General features: G+C 56.1%; 18 protein-coding genes, 1 tRNA gene and 2 pseudogenes. 16 read left to right on the top strand and 5 right to left on the bottom strand.

Annotated features, from left to right (window positions below):
- The 8 genes from AB9K37_RS02260 to AB9K37_RS02225 form a co-directional block, all read left to right on the top strand.
- Positions 1 to 1,215, top strand: a 1,215-nt coding sequence (locus AB9K37_RS02260; RefSeq protein WP_369835353.1) for a COG4223 family protein, incomplete at its 5' end; no start/stop codon positions are given.
- 10 nt (positions 1,216 to 1,225) lie between these two features.
- Positions 1,226 to 2,722 (top strand): heme biosynthesis protein HemY, encoded by a 1,497-nt coding sequence (locus AB9K37_RS02255; protein ID WP_369835352.1) that lies wholly within the window; start codon positions 1,226 to 1,228, stop codon positions 2,720 to 2,722.
- Between the two features lie 69 nt (positions 2,723 to 2,791).
- Positions 2,792 to 2,867, top strand: a tRNA-Thr gene (locus AB9K37_RS02250).
- A 115-nt stretch (positions 2,868 to 2,982) separates the two neighbouring features.
- Entirely contained in the window at positions 2,983 to 3,798 is an 816-nt protein-coding gene (locus AB9K37_RS02245; RefSeq protein ID WP_369835351.1) for a flagellar motor protein MotB, read from the top strand.
- A 49-nt stretch (positions 3,799 to 3,847) separates the two neighbouring features.
- The gene (locus AB9K37_RS02240; RefSeq protein WP_369835350.1) at positions 3,848 to 5,143 is read left to right on the top strand and encodes a flagellar hook protein FlgE; all 1,296 of its coding nucleotides are present in this window, start codon (positions 3,848 to 3,850) and stop codon (positions 5,141 to 5,143) included.
- A gap of 9 nt (positions 5,144 to 5,152) precedes the next feature.
- Positions 5,153 to 6,475, top strand: a complete 1,323-nt coding sequence (gene flgK, locus AB9K37_RS02235) for a flagellar hook-associated protein FlgK (RefSeq protein WP_369835349.1) — start codon at positions 5,153 to 5,155, stop codon at positions 6,473 to 6,475.
- Positions 6,475 to 7,443: a hypothetical protein gene (locus tag AB9K37_RS02230; RefSeq protein WP_369835348.1), complete on the top strand. Its 969-nt coding sequence runs from the start codon at positions 6,475 to 6,477 to the stop codon at positions 7,441 to 7,443. The genes flgK and AB9K37_RS02230 overlap by 1 nt, the downstream gene beginning before the upstream one ends.
- Entirely contained in the window at positions 7,443 to 8,543 is a 1,101-nt protein-coding gene (locus tag AB9K37_RS02225) for a flagellar basal body P-ring protein FlgI (RefSeq protein WP_369835347.1), read from the top strand. The genes AB9K37_RS02230 and AB9K37_RS02225 overlap by 1 nt, the downstream gene beginning before the upstream one ends.
- 12 nt (positions 8,544 to 8,555) lie before the next feature.
- Here AB9K37_RS02225 and AB9K37_RS02220 read toward each other — a convergent pair whose 3' ends face one another.
- Genes AB9K37_RS02220 through fliF form a run of 4 tightly spaced genes read right to left on the bottom strand, consistent with a single transcriptional unit; the run spans position 8,556 to position 11,705 of the window.
- A complete protein-coding gene (locus tag AB9K37_RS02220) occupies positions 8,556 to 9,299 on the bottom strand; it encodes a flagellar type III secretion system pore protein FliP (protein WP_369835346.1) in 744 nt (247 codons plus the stop codon).
- Complete coding sequence (locus tag AB9K37_RS02215; RefSeq protein WP_369835345.1) at positions 9,289 to 9,543, bottom strand: FliM/FliN family flagellar motor switch protein; 255 nt, start codon at positions 9,541 to 9,543, stop codon at positions 9,289 to 9,291. The genes AB9K37_RS02220 and AB9K37_RS02215 overlap by 11 nt, the downstream gene beginning before the upstream one ends.
- 3 nt (positions 9,544 to 9,546) lie before the next feature.
- Positions 9,547 to 10,140, bottom strand: a complete 594-nt coding sequence (locus AB9K37_RS02210; protein WP_369835344.1) for a hypothetical protein — start codon at positions 10,138 to 10,140, stop codon at positions 9,547 to 9,549.
- Entirely contained in the window at positions 10,137 to 11,705 is a 1,569-nt protein-coding gene (gene fliF, locus AB9K37_RS02205) for a flagellar basal-body MS-ring/collar protein FliF (protein WP_369835343.1), read from the bottom strand. Before fliF ends, AB9K37_RS02210 begins: the two co-directional genes overlap by 4 nt.
- Positions 11,706 to 11,817: 112 nt before the next feature.
- Between fliF and fliL the strand changes: the two genes are divergently transcribed.
- From fliL to AB9K37_RS02165, 8 genes and pseudogenes are all read left to right on the top strand, one after another.
- A complete protein-coding gene (fliL, locus tag AB9K37_RS02200) occupies positions 11,818 to 12,291 on the top strand; it encodes a flagellar basal body-associated protein FliL (RefSeq protein ID WP_369835342.1) in 474 nt (157 codons plus the stop codon).
- A gap of 9 nt (positions 12,292 to 12,300) precedes the next feature.
- Positions 12,301 to 12,645 (top strand): hypothetical protein, encoded by a 345-nt coding sequence (locus AB9K37_RS02195; protein ID WP_369835341.1) that lies wholly within the window; start codon positions 12,301 to 12,303, stop codon positions 12,643 to 12,645.
- A complete protein-coding gene (locus AB9K37_RS02190) occupies positions 12,645 to 13,268 on the top strand; it encodes a MotE family protein (RefSeq protein WP_369835340.1) in 624 nt (207 codons plus the stop codon). Before AB9K37_RS02195 ends, AB9K37_RS02190 begins: the two co-directional genes overlap by 1 nt.
- 2 nt (positions 13,269 to 13,270) lie before the next feature.
- Complete coding sequence (gene motA / locus AB9K37_RS02185; RefSeq protein WP_369835339.1) at positions 13,271 to 14,125, top strand: flagellar motor stator protein MotA; 855 nt, start codon at positions 13,271 to 13,273, stop codon at positions 14,123 to 14,125.
- Positions 14,115 to 15,053 (top strand): hypothetical protein, encoded by a 939-nt coding sequence (locus AB9K37_RS02180; protein ID WP_369835338.1) that lies wholly within the window; start codon positions 14,115 to 14,117, stop codon positions 15,051 to 15,053. The genes motA and AB9K37_RS02180 overlap by 11 nt, the downstream gene beginning before the upstream one ends.
- A complete protein-coding gene (locus AB9K37_RS02175) occupies positions 15,050 to 17,101 on the top strand; it encodes an FHIPEP family type III secretion protein (protein WP_369835337.1) in 2,052 nt (683 codons plus the stop codon). The genes AB9K37_RS02180 and AB9K37_RS02175 overlap by 4 nt, the downstream gene beginning before the upstream one ends.
- Positions 17,094 to 17,771 (top strand): flagellar biosynthetic protein FliR, encoded by a 678-nt coding sequence (locus tag AB9K37_RS02170; RefSeq protein WP_369835336.1) that lies wholly within the window; start codon positions 17,094 to 17,096, stop codon positions 17,769 to 17,771. The genes AB9K37_RS02175 and AB9K37_RS02170 overlap by 8 nt, the downstream gene beginning before the upstream one ends.
- A 4-nt stretch (positions 17,772 to 17,775) precedes the next feature.
- Positions 17,776 to 17,973 (top strand): annotated as a pseudogene (locus AB9K37_RS02165) (EscU/YscU/HrcU family type III secretion system export apparatus switch protein); the annotation flags it as partial.
- Positions 17,974 to 18,016: 43 nt separating this feature from the next.
- Here the strand turns inward: AB9K37_RS02165 and AB9K37_RS02160 are convergent.
- A pseudogene (locus AB9K37_RS02160) lies at positions 18,017 to 18,156 on the bottom strand (chloramphenicol/florfenicol efflux MFS transporter FloR); the annotation flags it as partial.

The following is an 18,156-nucleotide window of genomic DNA, read 5'->3' as shown; positions in this document are numbered from 1 at the left end:
GCCGAAGCCGAAGCCGAAGCCGAAGCCGAAGCCGAAGCCGAAGCCGAAGCCGAAGCCGAAGCCGAAGCCGAAGCCGAAGCCGAAGCCGAAGCCGAAGCCGAAGCCGAAGCCGAAGCCGAAGCCGAAGCCGAAGCCGTCGAGTTGCATGAAGAGCAGGTTGAGATGACCGAAGCGGCGCCCACCGAGGCTCCGAAAGAAGTCATCAAGGAAACCGTCGTCCAGCGAAAAGGCGGCTTCTTCTCGATGTTGCTCGGCGGGGTTGCCGCGGCTGCGATCGGATTCGGCGCGACCTCTTATTATTACAAGACTGGCCCGTTTGCCGAGGTTGGTGCTGCTGGCGACATCGCAAGCCAGTTCGAAGAGAGCGAAGCCGACCGTGTTGCCGCCCAAGAGGCGCTGTCCGCGCGGATCGACGAGCTTGCGAATGCCGTCCCCGCCGTCCCCGACACGAGCGCGGTCGAAGAGCGGATAGCAGCAGTCGAAGGGACTTTGCAGTCTTTGGAAGTCCAATTGACCGAAACGTCGGACGCTCTGGCGTCGCTGGATCAGCGCATGACCGATATGGAACAGCGTCCCGTCGAGGCGGCCAGTGATGCGGCAGTTTCAGCGTTCGAAGCCGAAGTGAACAACCTGCGCCAAGAGGTTGCGACGCAGAAAGAAGAAATAGAAAGTATGGCCAAAGAGGCCGTTGAGGCCGAAACGGCAGCCGAGGAAACCTCGCGCAACGCTATGGCTCGCGCCGCCCTGACCCAAGTCCAGTCAGCTCTGGACGCTGGCGCGCCTTATGAGACGGCTCTGGCTGATTTGCGGGCCAACAGCGAAGCAGACATCGCAGTATCCCTCGCCGGTCCTGCTGCGGATGGTATTCCTAGTCTGAACCAACTTCTCGACGCTTACCCCGCTCATGCCCGCGAGGCTTTGGCTGATGCGCGTGCTGAGACGGCAGATGGCGGCGCGGCAGATCGCGTTGGTGCCTTCCTGTTGAACCAGCTTGGTGCGCGTTCGTTGGAACCAAAGGATGGTGACAGCACAGACGCGATCCTGAGTCGTGCCGAGGCAGCTCTAAAAGAGTCGCGCTTGACGGACGCGATTGCAGAGCTTGAGGCTCTGCCCGAAGTGGCGCAGCCTGCCATGGCGCCTTGGATCGAAATGGCGCGCACGCGTCAGGATGCTCTCGCAGCGGCCGCGTCGCTTGCACAAACCCTGAATAACTGAGGCTCGCCCGATGCTCTGGTCGCTTGCAAAAATTATACTCTTCGTACTCATTGTCTCCGCACTGACCCTGTCGGCGGGCTACCTGATGGAAGCCAGCGGTGGCATCCAGGTCGCCTTTGGCGGGATGGAGTTTAACCTTGGCGCGCTGCAATCCGTGATCGCAGGCATCCTGCTGATCATCGCGGTTTGGGTCCTGTTGAAATTGCTGGGCCTGTTGGTCGCTGTGCTGCGCTTCATCAATGGTGATGAGACGGCGGTCACGCGCTATTTCAGTCGGAACCGTGAGCGCAAAGGTTTCAAAGCACTGTCCGATGGCATGTTGGCGCTCGCCTCTGGCGAGGGTCGCGAAGCCATGAACAAAGCGCATCAGGCGGACAAATATCTGAACCGTCCTGAACTCACCAACCTGATCTCGGCCCAAGCGGCCGAGATGATGGGTGACAAGAAAACCGCCGAAAAGGTCTACAAAGAGCTGCTCAAAGACAAGCGCACCCGCTTCGTAGGTGTGCGCGGTCTGATGAAACAGCGTCTGTCCGAAGGCAACAATGAGGTCGCGCTGAAACTGGCCGAGACCGCGTTCGCGCTGAAGCCCAAGCACGAAGAAACTCAGGACGTTCTCCTGCGTTTGCAGTCTGAAAAGCACGACTGGAAAGGTGCGCGCAAAACACTGGCCACCAAGCTTAAGACTGGCGCCCTGCCCCGTGACGTTCACAAGCGTCGTGATGCCGTACTGGCGCTGTCAGAAGCCAAGGACCTGATCGCAGAAGAGACTTCGATCGAGGCCCGCGAAGAAGCGATCGAAGCAAACCGTCTGTCGCCTGATCTGATCCCTGCCGCCTGCATGGCAGCGCGCGGATACATCGAAAAAGGCAAAAAGCGGAATGCCGTTCGCGTTCTAAAGAAAGCTTGGGAAGTGCAGCCGCATCCCGATCTCGCAGCGGTCTTTGCCGAGATCGAGCCTGATGAGACGCCTCAACAGCGCCTCAAGCGTTTTGGCACCCTGCTGGGTAAAAACGCAGACGATGTCGAATCCAAGCAGCTTTTGGCGGAGCTCAACATCGCTGCCGAAGATTTCCCCGCGGCACGCCGCGCTCTGGGTGGTCTGGCCCAAGATATGCCCAACACTCGCACGCTGACCTTGATGGCGGCGATCGAACGCGGCGAAGGTGCCGAAGACGCCGTTGTCCGTGGTTGGTTGGCGCGCGCCGTGACCGCGCCGCGTGGAGAGTCGTGGATTTGTGACAACTGTAATCACATCCACAACGAATGGGTCCCGATCTGCGAGCACTGCAAAGGCTTCGACACACTGACATGGCGCCAGCCGCCCGCGCAGATGCTGTCGACCACCGGTCTGAATGCTGAAATGCTACCTTTGATCGTGGGCACGCCCGATGCGCCTGCAGAGAACGCAGTTGTTCCGGTGAACGAGCCAACTGCAGAAGCCAATACAATCGAAGAAGCAGAGGTCATCGAGACCGAAGAAGAGCAAAAAGAGACCTCAAAATAGGTCTTTTCCGTGGAGTGCGCCGGTGCTAAATCGCACTCCACTCGGACCATCTAGGTCCGCTGAAGAAGTGCCGGTATAGCTCAGCTGGTAGAGCACGTCATTCGTAATGATGGGGTCGGGGGTTCGAGTCCCTTTACCGGCACCACTTCTTCCGAGCAGATGCCCACCGCGCGTTAACCATCGATTCAAGTTTCCAGTGGTTTTAAGACTTCGCTAAGGTCCTCTCCCTATCCCTAGATACGTGGGAAAGGTGGTGGACTATGGCTGCGATGTCGAACGCGCCAGTCATCATCAAAAGAAAGAAAGTTGTCGCAGGTGGTGGGTACCATGGCGGCGCGTGGAAGGTCGCGTATGCGGACTTTGTGACGGCTATGATGGCCTTCTTTCTGTTGATGTGGCTGCTGAATGCAACAACCGAACAGCAACGCAAGGGTTTGGCGGATTACTTTACGCCAGATATTCCGGTGGCGCGTGTCTCTGGTGGGGGCAAAGGGAATTTCGGGGGCGAAAGCCTGCAATCTGAAGAGACCTTGGCACTTGAGGGGCGCGGAGCCAGCTCTTTGTACCCAACCGAAGAGGAGCAAGCCAGAGGCGCGCAGCTGGACCTAGAGTTGCAGCTCGAGGAAGAGCTTGAAAACGTGTCGACATCTCTTGATCGCCGTCACTACGAGTTTCGGATGACTGATGAGGGGCCAGCGCTGGAGCTGGAAGAGGGTCCCGATTCGCTTCTGTTCAAACCAGGAACAGCAGAGCCAACCCCGGCGTTCCGCGAGTTTTTACGAGCCGTTTCACATACAGCCCAGGCGACAGAGCAAGACTTTCTGATCGCTGGTTTCATGTCGGCATCACCGCTTGTCCTAAAGGACAATCCGGTATGGCGTCTCTCGCTGGAAAGAGCCGATAAGGTCAGGGAATTGCTGGAAAATAGCGGTCTCTCTCACGAGCGCGTGAAGCGCGTGACCGGCCATGGTGACCAGCGGCTGAAATATCAAAGCACGCCAATGGACATCGCAAACAACCGGATCGAGATTATCGTTCTGCAAAAATCAGCCAGAGTTCCGTTAGGCAGCCATTAAGCCTGCGTTCGTAAGCATTGGGCATGACCGCTAACCACAGGGGTGCCCTATGACTATTTCATCGTCGTTGAATGCTGGTGTCGCCGGCCTCGCAGCGAATGCCGGACGTCTGGCGACAATCTCGGACAATATCGCGAACGCATCGACCTACGGCTACAAGAAAGCTGAAGCCGACTTCCATTCGATGGTCGTCGGCGGCGCCGGAGGTGAGTACTCCGCAGGTGGCGTGCGTTTTACTACGACGCGCCGAATCGGCGAGTCCGGGTCATTGGTCACGACAGAGAACTCGACCGACCTTGCGGTGCGGGGCAGGGGCTTTTTGCCCGTTACACAAGCGTCGGGCATTGAAAGCGGTAGCGACGAGATGTTGCTCACCACTACTGGGTCGTTCCGAACCGATGCGGATGGGTATCTGACGACAGGGTCGGGGCTGGTGCTGCTTGGGTGGCCGGCCTTGCCTGATGGAACCTTCCCGACATATGCGCGTGACACGGCCGATGCTCTTGAGCCAGTGCAGATCAACGTGAACCAACTTTCTGGCGAACCGACAACTCAGGTTAGCCTTGGTGTGAACCTGCCGGCGAGCGAGACTGCCTCTGATGCAGATGGGGCGATGCAGGAACTGTCGATCGAGTATTTCGACAACCTCGGAACTTCGCAGAATCTGGACATTTCATTTACGCCAACGGTGCCTGCCAGCGGTTCGAGCAATGAGTGGACTATGACAATTATGGACGGTGCCTCTGGCGGGACCGTCGTAGGTGAATACACACTGACTTTCGATGACTCGCGGGCTTCGGGCGGAACCTTGGCGTCGGTCACAGCGGTCTCTGGCGGGACTTATGATGGCGCAACCGGAAAATTTTCTGTCAATGTTGCGGGCGGGCCGATTGAATTCGACATCGGTGCATTGGGCAGCGCCTCGGGAATGACCCAGCTTTCTGACGATTTTGCGCCTCTTTCGATTAGCAAGGATGGCTACGAAATCGGCAATGTGACCTCGGTCGAAGTTGACGAAAACGGAACCGTTTTTGCGCTGTATGACACGGGCATCACTCGGGCGATTTACAAAGTCCCGCTGGTCGACTTGCCCAACCCTGATGGTCTGATTGCGTTGGACAGCCAAACGTATGCGCCGTCACCCGATAGCGGCAGCTTCTTTCTTTGGGATGCTGGGGACGGGCCGACAGGGGACATCATCAGCTATGCCCTCGAAGAATCTAACGTCGACGTCGCCGGAGAACTGACCGACTTGATCCAGACTCAACGTGCCTATTCGTCGAACGCCAAGATCATCCAGACGGTCGATGAAATGTTGCAAGAGACCACCAACATCAAGCGATAGGAGGCATAGATGTCTCTGACGAGTGCTATATCCAATGCGCTTTCGGGGTTAGGAGCATCCTCTCTGGCAGCAGAGATCGTTTCTTCGAACCTTTCGAATGCGACGAACGAAGCCTACGCCAAGCGTGAGATCACGCAAGTTTCGAACCTGAATGGCGGCGTGCAGGTGATTGGTGTGCAAAGGCAACGAGATGCTGCGCTGCACACCTCGATGAACACTCAGGCCGCGAGCCTTGCCGCTGCTGAAACTAGAACAGAGGCATTGGCCACTATCGACGAGGCCATTGGGACCGTAGGCGAAGATGGCAGCCTGACGACCGCGCTTGACGATTTGCAAACGGCATTGATCAGTGCTTCTGCGCAACCGGAAAGCACCGTTCAGCTTGCGCAAGTGTTGTATGCCGCCGAAGACTTGGCCAACAGCTTCAACACAATCGAAGACGCGATTCAAAGTGAACGACTTACCGCCGACCAGTCGATTGCGACCGATGTCGAAACTGCCAATGCCGCACTGTCGGAGATCGAGAAGCTGAACAAGCAGATCGTGACCTTTTCAGCGAATGGCCGGAATACCGCGACTCTTCTGGATCAAAGGGACGAAGCGGTTGCGAGCCTGTCTGAGCTGATTCCCGTGCGGGTCTTGGAGCGTGACAATGGCTCGATTGCCCTCGTGAGTCGCGGTGGGCAAGTTCTGCTTGATGGCAAGGCGGTGACACTGGAGTTTACACCTGTCCAAACAATGGACGCTGCGATGACCCAAGCCGGTGGGGCTCTGTCCGGGATCACGATTGCCGGGCGTTCGGGTAATGATATCAGCAGCCGTCTGCTCGGTGGAAAGATCGAGGCGAGCTTTCAGATTCGAGATGACCTGATGCCTACCGCGACCAACGAGCTGGAGGACACGCGGCAGACTTTATTGTCGTCGACCAGTTTTGACGGGGACGGTTTGTTCACCGAAACCAACGGTCAACTATCGGTAAATTCACAACTGACAAGTGAACCGTGGCGTCTTCGGGATGGTTTTGCGGCCCTCTCCGAAGGGTACGGCGCGCGGGCAGGGTACTTGGACACGCTGACAGAGGGTTTGTCCGATACTTCGACTGCCTTGGGAGACTATGTGACTGGGCAGTCCTCAAAGCTCTTGAGAGCCGAGTTGAGCGAGACGGCGGCCAGCGCAAGGTATAGCGCTCTGGCCGAAGCCGCAGCGTCCGAGGGTGTCGATAGCGACGCAGAGCTACAGTCACTCTTGATGATCGAAAAGATGTACACGGCGAATGCCCGCGTGATCTCGGTCGTCGATGAAATGCTGGATACATTGATGGGGATGACCTGATGATTACAGCGACAGGCGATTTGGCGCAATTTTTGGCGATGCGCCGTGCAAATACCCAAGTCAGCACGCAATTCGAAACAGCTGCGGCGACTGTGGCCGAGGGAAAAATACAGGATCTCAGAAGCGCGCTTCAGGCTGACTTCAGGCCTTTGAACGCGGTTCAGAATACCCTGACGAAGATGTCGGCCTATCAAGAGGCCAGCACTCAGGCGGCATTCTTTCTTGGGCAGCAGCAATCCATTTTGGGGGCCATCAGCGACATCGCGACCACCCTTTCGCAGGATTTGGTCGCTGCAGAGGAAGCGGACGCGACTGCGACGTTGGATACGGTGTCCGCGAGCGCGCGGTCTGCTTTTGGCCAAACAGTTGCCGCACTCAATGGCGCAGCGGGGGGACGCTACCTGTTTTCTGGCGCGGCTGTCGGGCAGGCGCCTTTGGCATCTGCGGCAGAGATGCTTGATACACTGTCGACCGAAATTGCGGGCATGTCACACAGTGATGCCGCGGCGCATATCAAGGCGTTTTTCGTCGATGATGCTGGCGGATATGCAATGTCGTATGGCGGAACAGACAGTGATCTGGTCAGCTTTACGGTCGCGGACCAGCAGAAGGTCGAGGCAAACGTGACCGCCATGTCGGCGCCTCTTCGCGAGGCACTTGCTGCAATGGCAACTGGCGCGCTGGTGTCAGGTCCCAATCAAGCCGTATCAGCGGGTACTGATTTGCTCAGTGCTGCTCAAGGAATTGCGAGTGAACGCGGCACGCTAGGCATCGCGGAAGAGCGCGTGGAGTCTCTCCAGACTCGCAACAGTTCGATTGCGACCTCAATGGAGTTGCGCCTGACAGAACTGACGTCGCCGGACATGTATGAGGCGGCCAGCGAACTAGAGCAGTATGAACAAGCCCTAGAGCGGCTCTATCTTGTGACGTCCCGCATGTCGGCGCTGAATTTTGCGGAGTTCATGTGATGCGGCGTTTCTTTACGGCAATCATGATTGTCCTGATGGCTGCCAGCGCGTCAGCCTCTCCGATCCGGTTGAAGGATCTGGTCGAGTTTGATGGCGTGCGCGGAAATGATCTGGTGGGATACGGGCTTGTCGTCGGGTTGAATGGGACTGGAGACGGGTTCCGGAATGCACCGTTTACCGAAGAAATGCTTGGCACGATGCTCGAACGGCTCGGCGTGAACGTCACCGGAGAGCAGTTGCGACCCCAAAACGTTGCAGGTGTGTTTGTCACAGCGACCTTGCCGCCCTTTGCGAGGGCTGGCACCCAGATCGACGTAACTGTTTCGGCGATAGGTGATGCGGAAAGTCTGCTCGGCGGGACACTGGTGATGACCCCGCTCAACGCTGCCGATGGCGACATATATGCGGTGGCCCAAGGTACGATCATCGCGGCAGGTGTTGCCGCCGGGGGGCAGGCGGCAGAGGTGGTCCAAGGCGTACCCACGGCCGGAACGATCCCGTCTGGCGCGCGTGTCGAGCGTGAAGTGGCATTCGAGTTAAATTCCCTTGACCGGCTTCGGTTGGCACTCAGGGAGCCTGATTTCACAACGGCTGCTCGCATTGAACGGGCTGTGAACGGCAAGTTCGGGCGTGCCGTGGCGCGGATGACTGACTCTGGCACCGTTGAACTGGATGTATCAGCCACGAGAGCCAGCTCTCCGGCCCATGCGATTGGGGTGATTGAAAACTTGATGATCGAGCCCGAACGTCGGGCACGTGTCGTCATCGACCAGCGTTCTGGGACAATTGTGATGGGCGATGATGTGCGGATTGCAAGGGTCGCAGTGGCTCAGGGTAATCTGACTTTGCGTGTCAGCGAAGAACCTGTTGTGTCCCAGCCCAACCCGTTCTCTGACGGGGACACGATTGTGGTCCCGCGCACCACCGCCTCTATCGAAGAAGAGCCAGGTGTTGGCCTTGCCGAAGTGCGCGGCGGGACCTCGCTGTCTCAGGTGATCGGTGGCTTGAACGCCTTGGGTGTGTCGCCACGCGACATGATCGACATCCTCAAGAGCATCAAGGCCGCTGGCGCGCTCTATGCAGAACTGATCGTGAAATAAGGGGCATGGGCGCTAGCCCATGTACCCCGTCACCAGTCCGCCAGCCAACAGAGACCAACCGTCACTGACCACGAAAAACCCAAGCTTGAAGGGCAGGGAGACAACCGACGGGGGCACCATCATCATCCCCATCGACATCAAGATCGCCGAGACGATCAGATCAATGATAAGAAATGGCAGGTAGACCAGAAATCCGACCTGAAATGCCAGTGTCAGTTCGGACAGGATGAATGTCGGGACGATCAAAGAGAACGGCGCGTTTTCTGGCGTAAGACCATTGATCTCTAGACCGCGTGTTTCCGCCAGTTGAACAAAAGCATCGGGATCTATGCGCGGCGTCATGAAGGTTCGGAAGGGCGCTTGGGCCAGCTGATACGCGGACTCGATCGAGATTTGACCCGCATTCAACGGCTTCACAGAGGTGTCCCACACCTCGAGAAAGACTGGCTCCATCACGAAATACGTTAGAAACAGAGCAATCGTGATCAGCAGGATATTGGGCGGCGACTGCTGAAGGCCAAGTCCCGATCTGACAACAACCAGTACTGTCAGCATAAATGGAAAACAGGTGACCATCATCAGAGTTGCCGGAACCAACGTGATCGCGGTGACGGTTGCGATGATTTGCAGCACCTTCTGGCTCAGCCCATCATCCATCGTCATATCGCCGATCTCGAGTCCCTGCGCGTGCGCAGTCGTGCCCGCCAAAAGCAAAAGGCCGCCCAACAAGGCGGCATGCGTTATCTTATGCTTCATTGTCAAAACTCTTCACCGAGGTGAGCCGCACACAAAGCGAGCGGCGCCCACCGTCTTCGGTCTCTTCGAGGGTGCCATGAGCGATGACCCTTTCACCGATCATGATCTCGACGGGATCGTCGATCTGCTGCTCCAGCGTTAGAACCGCGTTCGGGGCGAGTTCCAGAAGTTCGCCGAGAGGGGGTCTGGCGCGTCCCACGCAGACATGGACTTCGATCGGCAGGGCGGAAAAACGGTTTGTCATGATTTATCCCTCGGTACCCGTCGCCCCAGTCATCTGCGGGCCACTGAAAAATTCTGAAACAAGGTGGCTGATCTGCGCTTGAACCTCTGCGAGGTCGATCGCACGAGTTGTGTCACCGCATCGGATTTCAGCACGTGCGTCCGACAACGCAGGATCTTCGATGATGGTCAGATCCGGCCATTGCGCAGGATCGAGCATGGGCTCAATCTGTTCTGACAGCCCGTCTGGAACAGCCAGAACGATCGCATTTGATAGGGACTCTGCCGCGATCTGCTCTAGGGTTTCGATCAGCATAGGCGCGAGCGCAGGGCGCAGGGTTTCCGGCAATAGCGCGGTGAGCACCCCCTCGATCAAGGGCCTTAGTTCCTTGAGCGTTTGTTGCTGCATCTCGGCGCGTGAGAACATGAAATCCTTCAGGCTTTCGGCAATCTGGGCTTCGACCTGCGCCCGTTCGTCTTTGCTGGCTTTGGTCGCGTCGGCCCATCCCGCATTGTATCCCTCTTCAAAGGAATCAAGATTCAAGCCCGGGGCATCAGCAACGACATCCTGAACCTCTGGCGCGGGGCCGAAATCGACCAACAGTGCTTCGATGCTCATGTTTCCTGCTCCTTCTCTTCCTCAAGCCAGTTGCGGAGAATCGTCATTGTTTCTTGTTTCCGGGCCTCGATCAGAGCGCGCATCCGCGACACTGGATCTTCTGGTAGCTCAACCGATGGGCTCGCAAAGTCGGTCGACAGCGGCTGAAATTCCATGTTGTCGTCGATTTCACCGTCAAGCGGGGCGAGGCCGAAATTCGATTCCGGAAGTTCAGCAAGAGCGGGCAGTTCGACCGGATCGGCTTTGCGCAACATTGGGCGCAGAACGAAGAGCCCAAGAATCAGAGCAACTACCGACAGAACCCCCAAGCGCAGAACCGTGCTGGCCGAGGGAGCCGATGCTTCAAGCCATCCCGGCGCAGGAGTTGCAAAAGCCGGCTCTGTCCCGACAAACGCCATGGATTGAACGGTGATCTCGTCACCGCGCTGTGCATCAAACCCGACGACGTCCTCGACCAAAGCCGTGAGCGCTGTGACCTCGTCTGTTGTACGCGGAATGATGACGCCCTCTGGATCGGGGAGGCCGTTCACCAAGACAGCAACGGTAAGTCGTTTTATGGCACCAGGTGTGCGCAGAACTTCGCGGCGCGTTTCCGAGATTTCGTAGTTCACCCGTTCGACGGTTTCGTTCGAATTCTCGGACGAATCGCCGCCATTCGCGCCGGCATTCTCGGGTAGGTCAGACGCGACAGTCATCCCGGCCTCGGCGCTGCGGGCGGTTGCGGAGTTTTCCTGAGTTTCGCTACTGATCGCAACGCGGCTGTCGGGATCGACCAAGCGTTCGACGATCGACTCGCGCTCGGTGACCCGCTCGATGCTGACTTCGACCACTGCATTGCCCGCGCCTACCCGCGCCTCGAGCATCCGCTCGACTCGCGCAGCCATGCGTTCTGCGGCGCTGCCGTCTTCGGTGGCAAAATCGTCGTTGGATTTGGCCGAGATCAAACGCCCACGCTCGTCAATGATTGCGACGCTTTCCGGATCCAGCCCAGTTACCGCAGAGGACACAAGGAACTGGAGCGCTTTGGCATGGGCCGCACTGATTGTCGTGCCGCCGTTAAGGCTCAGAGAAACAGAAGCACTGGCAGAGGCGCTGCGCCGAAAGGGGGACATGTCCTCTTGAGAGATGTGGACACGCGCAGACCGGACTTGGGGGCTGGCCTGAATAGTGCGCGCGAGTTCGCCTTCTTTGGCCCGCAAATACGTGGCGTTGAACATCTGGGTGGTCGTGCCAAACCCGTTCAGATCGTCTAGGAGTTCGTACCCCGATACGCCAGAGTCCGGAAGCCCCTGACCCGCCAGCGAAAGACGCAGGGAATCACGCTGGGTTTCGTCAACGAAGATGCTCGTACCTTGAATCCGGTAGGGAACGTTCTGCCCCTCGAGCGTTTGGGTGATTTCCCCGGCGCTTGCCGGATCAAGTCCACCATAGAGCAGGACCATATTTGGCCGACTCGCAAAAAAGACCAAAGAAAAGATCGCCAGAAACGTTCCAACGGTCGCACCGGCGACCATGATCTGTTTCCGCCTGTCAAAGCTTTTCCACATTGTAATGAACTGCTGCACGTGCACCTCCGGAGCGTCGACTTCTGCCTGACATTTTCCGTTTTGAAGGATCACGCTTAACAATCGGTTAGCTTCTGCTGCCCATAACTGTTTTCCGAAGCAGGAGATGGCGATGAGCGATCAAACAGCAGAAATCGAAGCAAAAAAAGGCGGCTCCGGTATCGTCCTTGGGCTGATTCTGGCGGTGTTGGGTGCGGCGGGTGGATACGCCGCAATCGGGCTGGACCTGATCGGATTGCGCCACACCCCCGATCCTATCGAGGAGCCGAAGTATGTCGCTCCGGCAGCTGGGGTTTTTGTGGATATTCCGCAGATCATCGTGATGAACGGTCCGTTTTTAGAGGGGCGGCATCTGCGGTTTCGGGGTGCTCTGGAGGTAAGGCCGGAGGACGCAGAGCAAGTAGTCGTCCTCATGCCTCGTGTGGTCGACGCGTTGCAGGGTTTCCTGCGGTCTGTGCAGGCAGAGTACTTCGATTATCCAGACGCCATCGACCAATTTCGAGATCACATGCGGGTGCGTGTGATCGATGTCATCGGCGAAGAGCCACTGATTGACCTGCTGATTTTGGAACTCGTCCCTAACTGAGGAACACAAATGGAATTTATCATTGATGCACTTCTTGGGGCCGGTGCGCTCGGGGCCTCGATCTACTGTCTGGAGCTGTCGCGCCGGTTGCGACAGTTTAACAATCTAGAGAACGGAGTGGGCGGCGCTGTTGCTGTCCTGTCTGCGCAGGTCGACGACCTAACCAAGACGCTGGACACCGCCAAGGGCACAGCGGATGCCTCGAACAAGTCGCTTGAAAGCCTGACGGATCGTGCGGAGACAGTTGCCAAGAAGTTGGAACTGATGGTCGCGTCCCTGCACGATATGGAAGAGACCAAGCCCACGACAGCGGAGCCGATCTTTAGCCATCGCATGATGAAGCGGGGGGCATAATGGCCAGAGCTCGTAGATCCGGCAGCCTGGTTGCGATTGCCGCTTTGTTCGCGACAGGAGGGGCCCTGAAGATCGGGATGACAGCCACCGAGGCTATCGCGCTTGCCCCCGCTTTGGCGACGGCAGAGCCAGAAGAAACCTTTGTCGACTATCGCGACAAGGAACTGACCGAACTGTTCGAAGCCTTGGCCAAGCGCGAGGCATTCAATGATGCCCGGACCAAAGAGCTGAATGCCAAGGAACAAGAGATCGAGGCAAAGCTCGAAGTTCTTGAGAGTAAACGGGAAGAGGCCTTGGCGCTGATTTCTGAATTGCAGGAAGAGAACGAGCGTCTGCGCCGGACCATGGGATTGGGCGAGAGTGCGTCCGAAGACGATCTGGACCAATTGACCAAGGTCTATGAGGCGATGAAGCCGAAAGAGGCCGCGACATTGTTCGCCGAGATGGACATGGAATTTGCCGCCGGGTTCCTAGGCCGGATGAAGGCGCAGTCTGCTGCGGCGATCATGGGCAATTTACCGTCCTCCAAGGCATATGCCGTCAGCGCAATTCTGGCAGGTCGCAATGCGAGCTGGCTGGAAAACAACATCGCAAACCCTTTGAACCAGAGCATTGAGGAATAATCATGATCGGTATTGTCGGCATCGTCGTCACCTTCATCATGGTGTTTGGCGGCTATCTTCTTGCGGGCGGCAAGATGTCGATCATCATGAAGTCGCTCCCTTTTGAGTTGATGATGATCGGAGGATCTGCGACCGGGGCGTTTCTTCTGAGCAATGACCTTCCGACTGTGAAGCACACGCTGGGAGACATCGCTAAGGTCTTCAAAGGCTCCAAGTGGAGCAAGCAAGACTATCGCGACCTTCTGTGTTTGCTCTATTCGCTGATAAAAATCAGCCGCAAGAGCCCGGTCGATCTGGAAAGTCATATCGAAGACCCAGAAAATTCATCTGTTTTCGTCGCCTACCCCAAGATCCTGAAGGACAAAGAAGCCACTTCGCTGATTTGCGACACGTTTCGCGCGGGCAGCCTGAACTATGACGATCCCCATCAGGTCGAAGAGATGCTGGGTAAGCGGATCGAAGAGCACGCGCACAAGCAGGCGCATTCGGGACATGCTTTGCAGAATGTCGCCGATGCGCTTCCTGCTCTGGGAATTGTCGCCGCGGTTCTTGGTGTGATCAAAACCATGGCGTCGATCGACCAACCCCCCGAGGTTCTTGGTGGCTTGATCGGTGGTGCGCTGGTGGGGACGTTTCTAGGGGTGTTTCTGGCCTATGGCATAGTCGGGCCGTTCTCTGCCAAAGTGACGGCCACCACAGAAACTGAAGAGAAGTTTTATTCCGTAGTGCGGGATGTGCTGGTGGCCGATCTCTTTGGGCACTCTCCGAATTTGTGCATCGAAGTCGGGCGTCAGAGCGTTCCGTCGTCGTGTCGGCCTAGCTTCAACGAAGTCGAGGAGGGGCTCAATGCTGCCTAGGCTCGTGGCTCTCTGCGCCTCATTCTGGCTTATGTCTTCTGGCGGAGCCATTGCACAGACCATCATGGCCGGAGAGCACGACGGCTTTACCCGCATCGTAGTGCGGCAAGCGGACCAAGATATGCCTGAGGTCACCCAAGCGGAGGGGCGTCTTACGGTCACTGGGATCACGCCAATTGAAAATCGCGACCTGATCGCGGCGCGGCAAAAGATTGGAGCCACTAGGGTTGGCGAGATCACCCTGACGCAGAGCGGGCTCTCGGTTCTACTCAATTGCGATTGCCAGCCTGAAACCTTCACGCATCTGGGCTATTTCGTTGTCGACATTCTGCGCAAAAAGAGTGGCAAGTTGCCAGTCGTCTTTGACGTCAACGTGATCCAGCCAGAGCCTGTTTGGGACGGTGTCACATCGACCCTGTCTGCGGCCTGCAGGGCGGGCACATGGTGCGAAGAGTTCACGGGGCAAGCGGTCAAAATTTCCCATGACATCAGGAACGCGTGCCGCTTCGACGATTATCTGATCGACTTAAAAGTCTTGAAGGCGTCGAAGCGTGAGGGTGCTCGTGCCTTGAGCGCCTATTTCCATAAAGGATGGGCTGACGAGGCGCGTCTGGTCTTGAACGCCATGCCCGACGAACCCTTTGTCGTCATTGGTGCACAAGCCACTGAAGACACCGAAAGCTGCATGAAAAAGGCGATGGAGCGCAGTGACTACATTGCGTGGGAAACCGAGCGAGCGGAAACTTCAGGCAACACCTGGGTCAAGACCAAACCTCGCCTTGTCGAGCTTCTGGAACCTTTGGAATTGAATGCCCCCGAACCCGCCTTAGCGGCCCCACAGATCGAAGCGCCTCAAAACCTTTCATCCCTTCCACTGCACGAAAGAGCGCAGTTGCTGCTGGACAGCTACACTGCGGCGACAGAATGAAAATCATCGACTCAAGTATCATCCTTGCGACTTTCGCAGCGCTGGCTTTTGTCTCGTTGCTGATGCCAATGCCTTCGGTGCTTCTGGATTTGGGGATGGCGATTTCTTTCTCGCTCGCGATTCTAATCCTCTCGCTGGTTCTGTTGACGCCTAGCGCCTCTGAATTTGTCGCGTTTCCGCAGTTTATTCTGATATCTCTGATCTTTCGGGTCTATATCAACATTGCCTCAACAAAACTGATCCTGACGGCTGGGGAATATGGTGAAAAAGTCGCTGGTCAGACACTCTATGGCTTTGCGTCGTTTGTGATGGGCGAAGGCCTGCATGTCGGGATTGTTGTTTTCGTCATTTTCACACTCCTGAATTTTCTCGTTCTTTCCAAAGGCTCTTCTCGAATGGCCGAAGTTTCGGCTCGATTTTCTCTGGATGCGATGCCGGGAAAACAAATGGCCATTGACGCTGATTTATCATCAGGCGCAATTTCTCACGTGGAAGCGTCCCAGCGCCGCGAAGAACTGTCGAAAGAAAGCTCTTTCTACGGGGCTTTGGATGGCGTCGCAAAGTTCGTCAAAGGCGATGCCGTTCTCGGTTTACTGCTGACAGGGATTAACCTCGTAGTCGGGGTCGCCTTTGGCGTTCTCACATATGGTTTGGCTTTCGGGGAATCACTGCAATTGTATTCATTTTTGACAATTGGTGATGGTTTTGTTTCACAAATTCCTTCTCTGATCATCTCTTTTGCGACAGGTCTCTTGTTGGCGAAAGGACCTGATCGAAAGCCAACCTCCAATGCCATTGCGCACCAAATTCGCTCGCGAAAAGAGGTTTTGGTCGCCGTTGCAATGGTGTCTACGGCTCTTGCGTTGATTCCGGGGCTGCCGACTATCCCGTTTTTAATAGTGACCGCGCTGGCCGCTGCGCTTTGGGTGCATGCGGCGCAGGATGTCCCTGTAGAAGACGAGGCTGAAGAAATCGCCGAAGAGGTTCATGTCGACAAGATCGAAGATTTGCTCGAGGCAGATGATATTCTGATCAAGGTGGCCACCTCTATTTCGCGAAGCCTTCTGCGCGCGGATTCCGGGATCGACAGTCGGATTAGACCGCTTCGAATGCACGTGGCGGAAAAATATGGGCTTCTGATCCCGCAAGTGCGCCTGTCCGAGGACAGCGGACTCCTTGATAACTGCTACGAAATACATCTTCACGGTGCAAAAGTGGCTCGAGGAGAACTCCAAGGCACAGATGTGCTCGTACTTCTGGATCAAGCTGATGGGACGAGCAGCACGCGTGATCCGGTTTATGGTGCGCCCGCGAAATGGTGTTCATTGATAGAAAAAGAGGATCTGATCCTGTCGGGCCACACGGTCCTGACCGGCGAAGAGGTGCTTTTGACCCATCTGATGGACGTTGTGACGAACAATTTAGACACGTTGATGACCGCGAAAACGCTAAAACAGACTCTTAATTCTCTTGTCCGACAATCTGATCCAGTTAAGGCCGAAGGGATCAAGATGTGCCTTGCTGAAGCGATTCCTGACAAAATTTCGAATGAATTCTTTCTGGATATTCTCAAAGGCCTGCTCTCCGAAGGAATATCCATTCGCGGGTTTAGCGCGATCTTGGACGCTGCGGTCGAGGCAAAGCATAGTGGATTCAGGGGTGAGAATGCGGTTGAATTCGTGCGTCAACGGATCAATCGACAAGTGCTCGACTCAGCGTTTGAAGGATCGATTGATACGCAGGCGATTACCCTGGATCCCCGTTGGGAGGATCTGTTTTCTCAGAGCGAAGTCTCAAGCGGCGGACAATCCAGTTTTGTTGCCATTCAACCAGAAGAGCTGAAACGACTTTCGGCGCGTTTGCTTGACGCAACAGCGCAATCTGCTCGGGCGGGTTTGAGTGTTGCTCTGGTGGTCAGTGCCAAGCGTCGCCGTTTTCTGCGCTCGGTGTTGGATGCCTCGCAGATTAAATTACCCGTTTTGTCATTCGAGGAACTCGGGAGTGGGTCGGGAATCCGCTTTCAAGACGTCATTCCATTCGATGCTTGAGGCTTATGTGCACAGCCTGCTGGTGCCGTTCTTGAAAGCGAGCGGTTTCATTGCTTTTGCGCCGATTGTAAATGATATAAAAATGCCAGTCGTCGTGAAAACACTGTTAGCGTTTGCGTTCGCTATGGTTCTGGTTAATTCAACGGTGACTGAGAAAGACATAAGACTCCTAGATTATATTGGACTAGTTTCATCAGGATGTCTTTTGGGTATTATCTGTCGCTTGCCACTGTTTTTTTTACACATAGCTGTGTCTGCTTTCGGCCAATCATTCAGCCTCTCGCAGTATCTCAATACCGGTCAAGACACGGTTTCCGGCGTCGTTGGCGAAATTTATAAGTGGGGGGTATGCGGAGTTTTGGCGTCCACTGGCGCACTATGGGTCGCTGCAGAAGGGTTGCTTATTGATATTTCAGTGAATGTTGAGACATTTTTCGAAGTCGCTGATTGGTTTCTAGAGGTATCGCTTCAGGTCATTGCGCCTTTTCTTTTCTTCTCAGTAATTTTCAACCTCCTTAGCGGCTTCATTAACCGCGCGATGCCTCAGTTGATGGTGATGCTTGTTTATGCTCCACTCTCCGTTTTGCTTGCGATGATCTTCAATGTTGTTTTCTTTCAATCAATAGTCACAATTTGGTTGTCGGAACTGATTAGGACTATTGGGTTCTAGAAATATGGCCGACAAGGACGAGCAGAAGCACCAAGCAAGTACCCAAAAACTTGACCGCCTAAAACGCGAAGGAAAAACGGCTGACTCGCCGGACCTCTTGTCAGCTGCGACCCTGTTATCATTTGTTATTTCTCTGATCTTTCTGACGGATGATGTCGGCGACCTGTTGCTTCGCGGTTTTTGGCAGGGTTTCAATGCATCCTCCCACTTTGATACATCACATAGCAAAGACCTGTGGTTTAAAGGCCGATCCCCAACAGGATCGCGCCGGAAACGAGCAACGCCATCCCGCGCGCTACGCATCCCGCGATACCCCATTTGGCAACGAAGGACTTTGCGAAGCGGGTTGTCGTGACCATGACCAGCCCGACAGTCGCGAAGGCCA

This window comes from Donghicola sp. XS_ASV15 (assembly GCF_041224595.1).
Lineage (GTDB): Bacteria > Pseudomonadota > Alphaproteobacteria > Rhodobacterales > Rhodobacteraceae > Donghicola.
Note: the sequence above shows the minus strand (reverse complement) of the source record. Positions and strands in the feature narration are given on the sequence as shown.

Coding starts and splice junctions, on each gene's coding strand:
- AB9K37_RS02255 (WP_369835352.1), top strand. CDS start 1,226: ATGCTCTGGTCGCTTGCAAAAATTATACTCTTCGTACTCATTGTCTCC.
- AB9K37_RS02240 (WP_369835350.1), top strand. CDS start 3,848: ATGACTATTTCATCGTCGTTGAATGCTGGTGTCGCCGGCCTCGCAGCG.
- flgK (WP_369835349.1), top strand. CDS start 5,153: ATGTCTCTGACGAGTGCTATATCCAATGCGCTTTCGGGGTTAGGAGCA.
- AB9K37_RS02215 (WP_369835345.1), bottom strand. CDS start 9,543: ATGACAAACCGTTTTTCCGCCCTGCCGATCGAAGTCCATGTCTGCGTG.
- AB9K37_RS02230 (WP_369835348.1), top strand. CDS start 6,475: ATGATTACAGCGACAGGCGATTTGGCGCAATTTTTGGCGATGCGCCGT.
- AB9K37_RS02195 (WP_369835341.1), top strand. CDS start 12,301: ATGGAATTTATCATTGATGCACTTCTTGGGGCCGGTGCGCTCGGGGCC.
- AB9K37_RS02180 (WP_369835338.1), top strand. CDS start 14,115: ATGCTGCCTAGGCTCGTGGCTCTCTGCGCCTCATTCTGGCTTATGTCT.
- AB9K37_RS02245 (WP_369835351.1), top strand. CDS start 2,983: ATGGCTGCGATGTCGAACGCGCCAGTCATCATCAAAAGAAAGAAAGTT.
- motA (WP_369835339.1), top strand. CDS start 13,271: ATGATCGGTATTGTCGGCATCGTCGTCACCTTCATCATGGTGTTTGGC.
- AB9K37_RS02210 (WP_369835344.1), bottom strand. CDS start 10,140: ATGAGCATCGAAGCACTGTTGGTCGATTTCGGCCCCGCGCCAGAGGTT.
- fliL (WP_369835342.1), top strand. CDS start 11,818: ATGAGCGATCAAACAGCAGAAATCGAAGCAAAAAAAGGCGGCTCCGGT.
- AB9K37_RS02190 (WP_369835340.1), top strand. CDS start 12,645: ATGGCCAGAGCTCGTAGATCCGGCAGCCTGGTTGCGATTGCCGCTTTG.
- AB9K37_RS02170 (WP_369835336.1), top strand. CDS start 17,094: ATGCTTGAGGCTTATGTGCACAGCCTGCTGGTGCCGTTCTTGAAAGCG.
- AB9K37_RS02220 (WP_369835346.1), bottom strand. CDS start 9,299: ATGAAGCATAAGATAACGCATGCCGCCTTGTTGGGCGGCCTTTTGCTT.
- AB9K37_RS02225 (WP_369835347.1), top strand. CDS start 7,443: ATGCGGCGTTTCTTTACGGCAATCATGATTGTCCTGATGGCTGCCAGC.
- AB9K37_RS02175 (WP_369835337.1), top strand. CDS start 15,050: ATGAAAATCATCGACTCAAGTATCATCCTTGCGACTTTCGCAGCGCTG.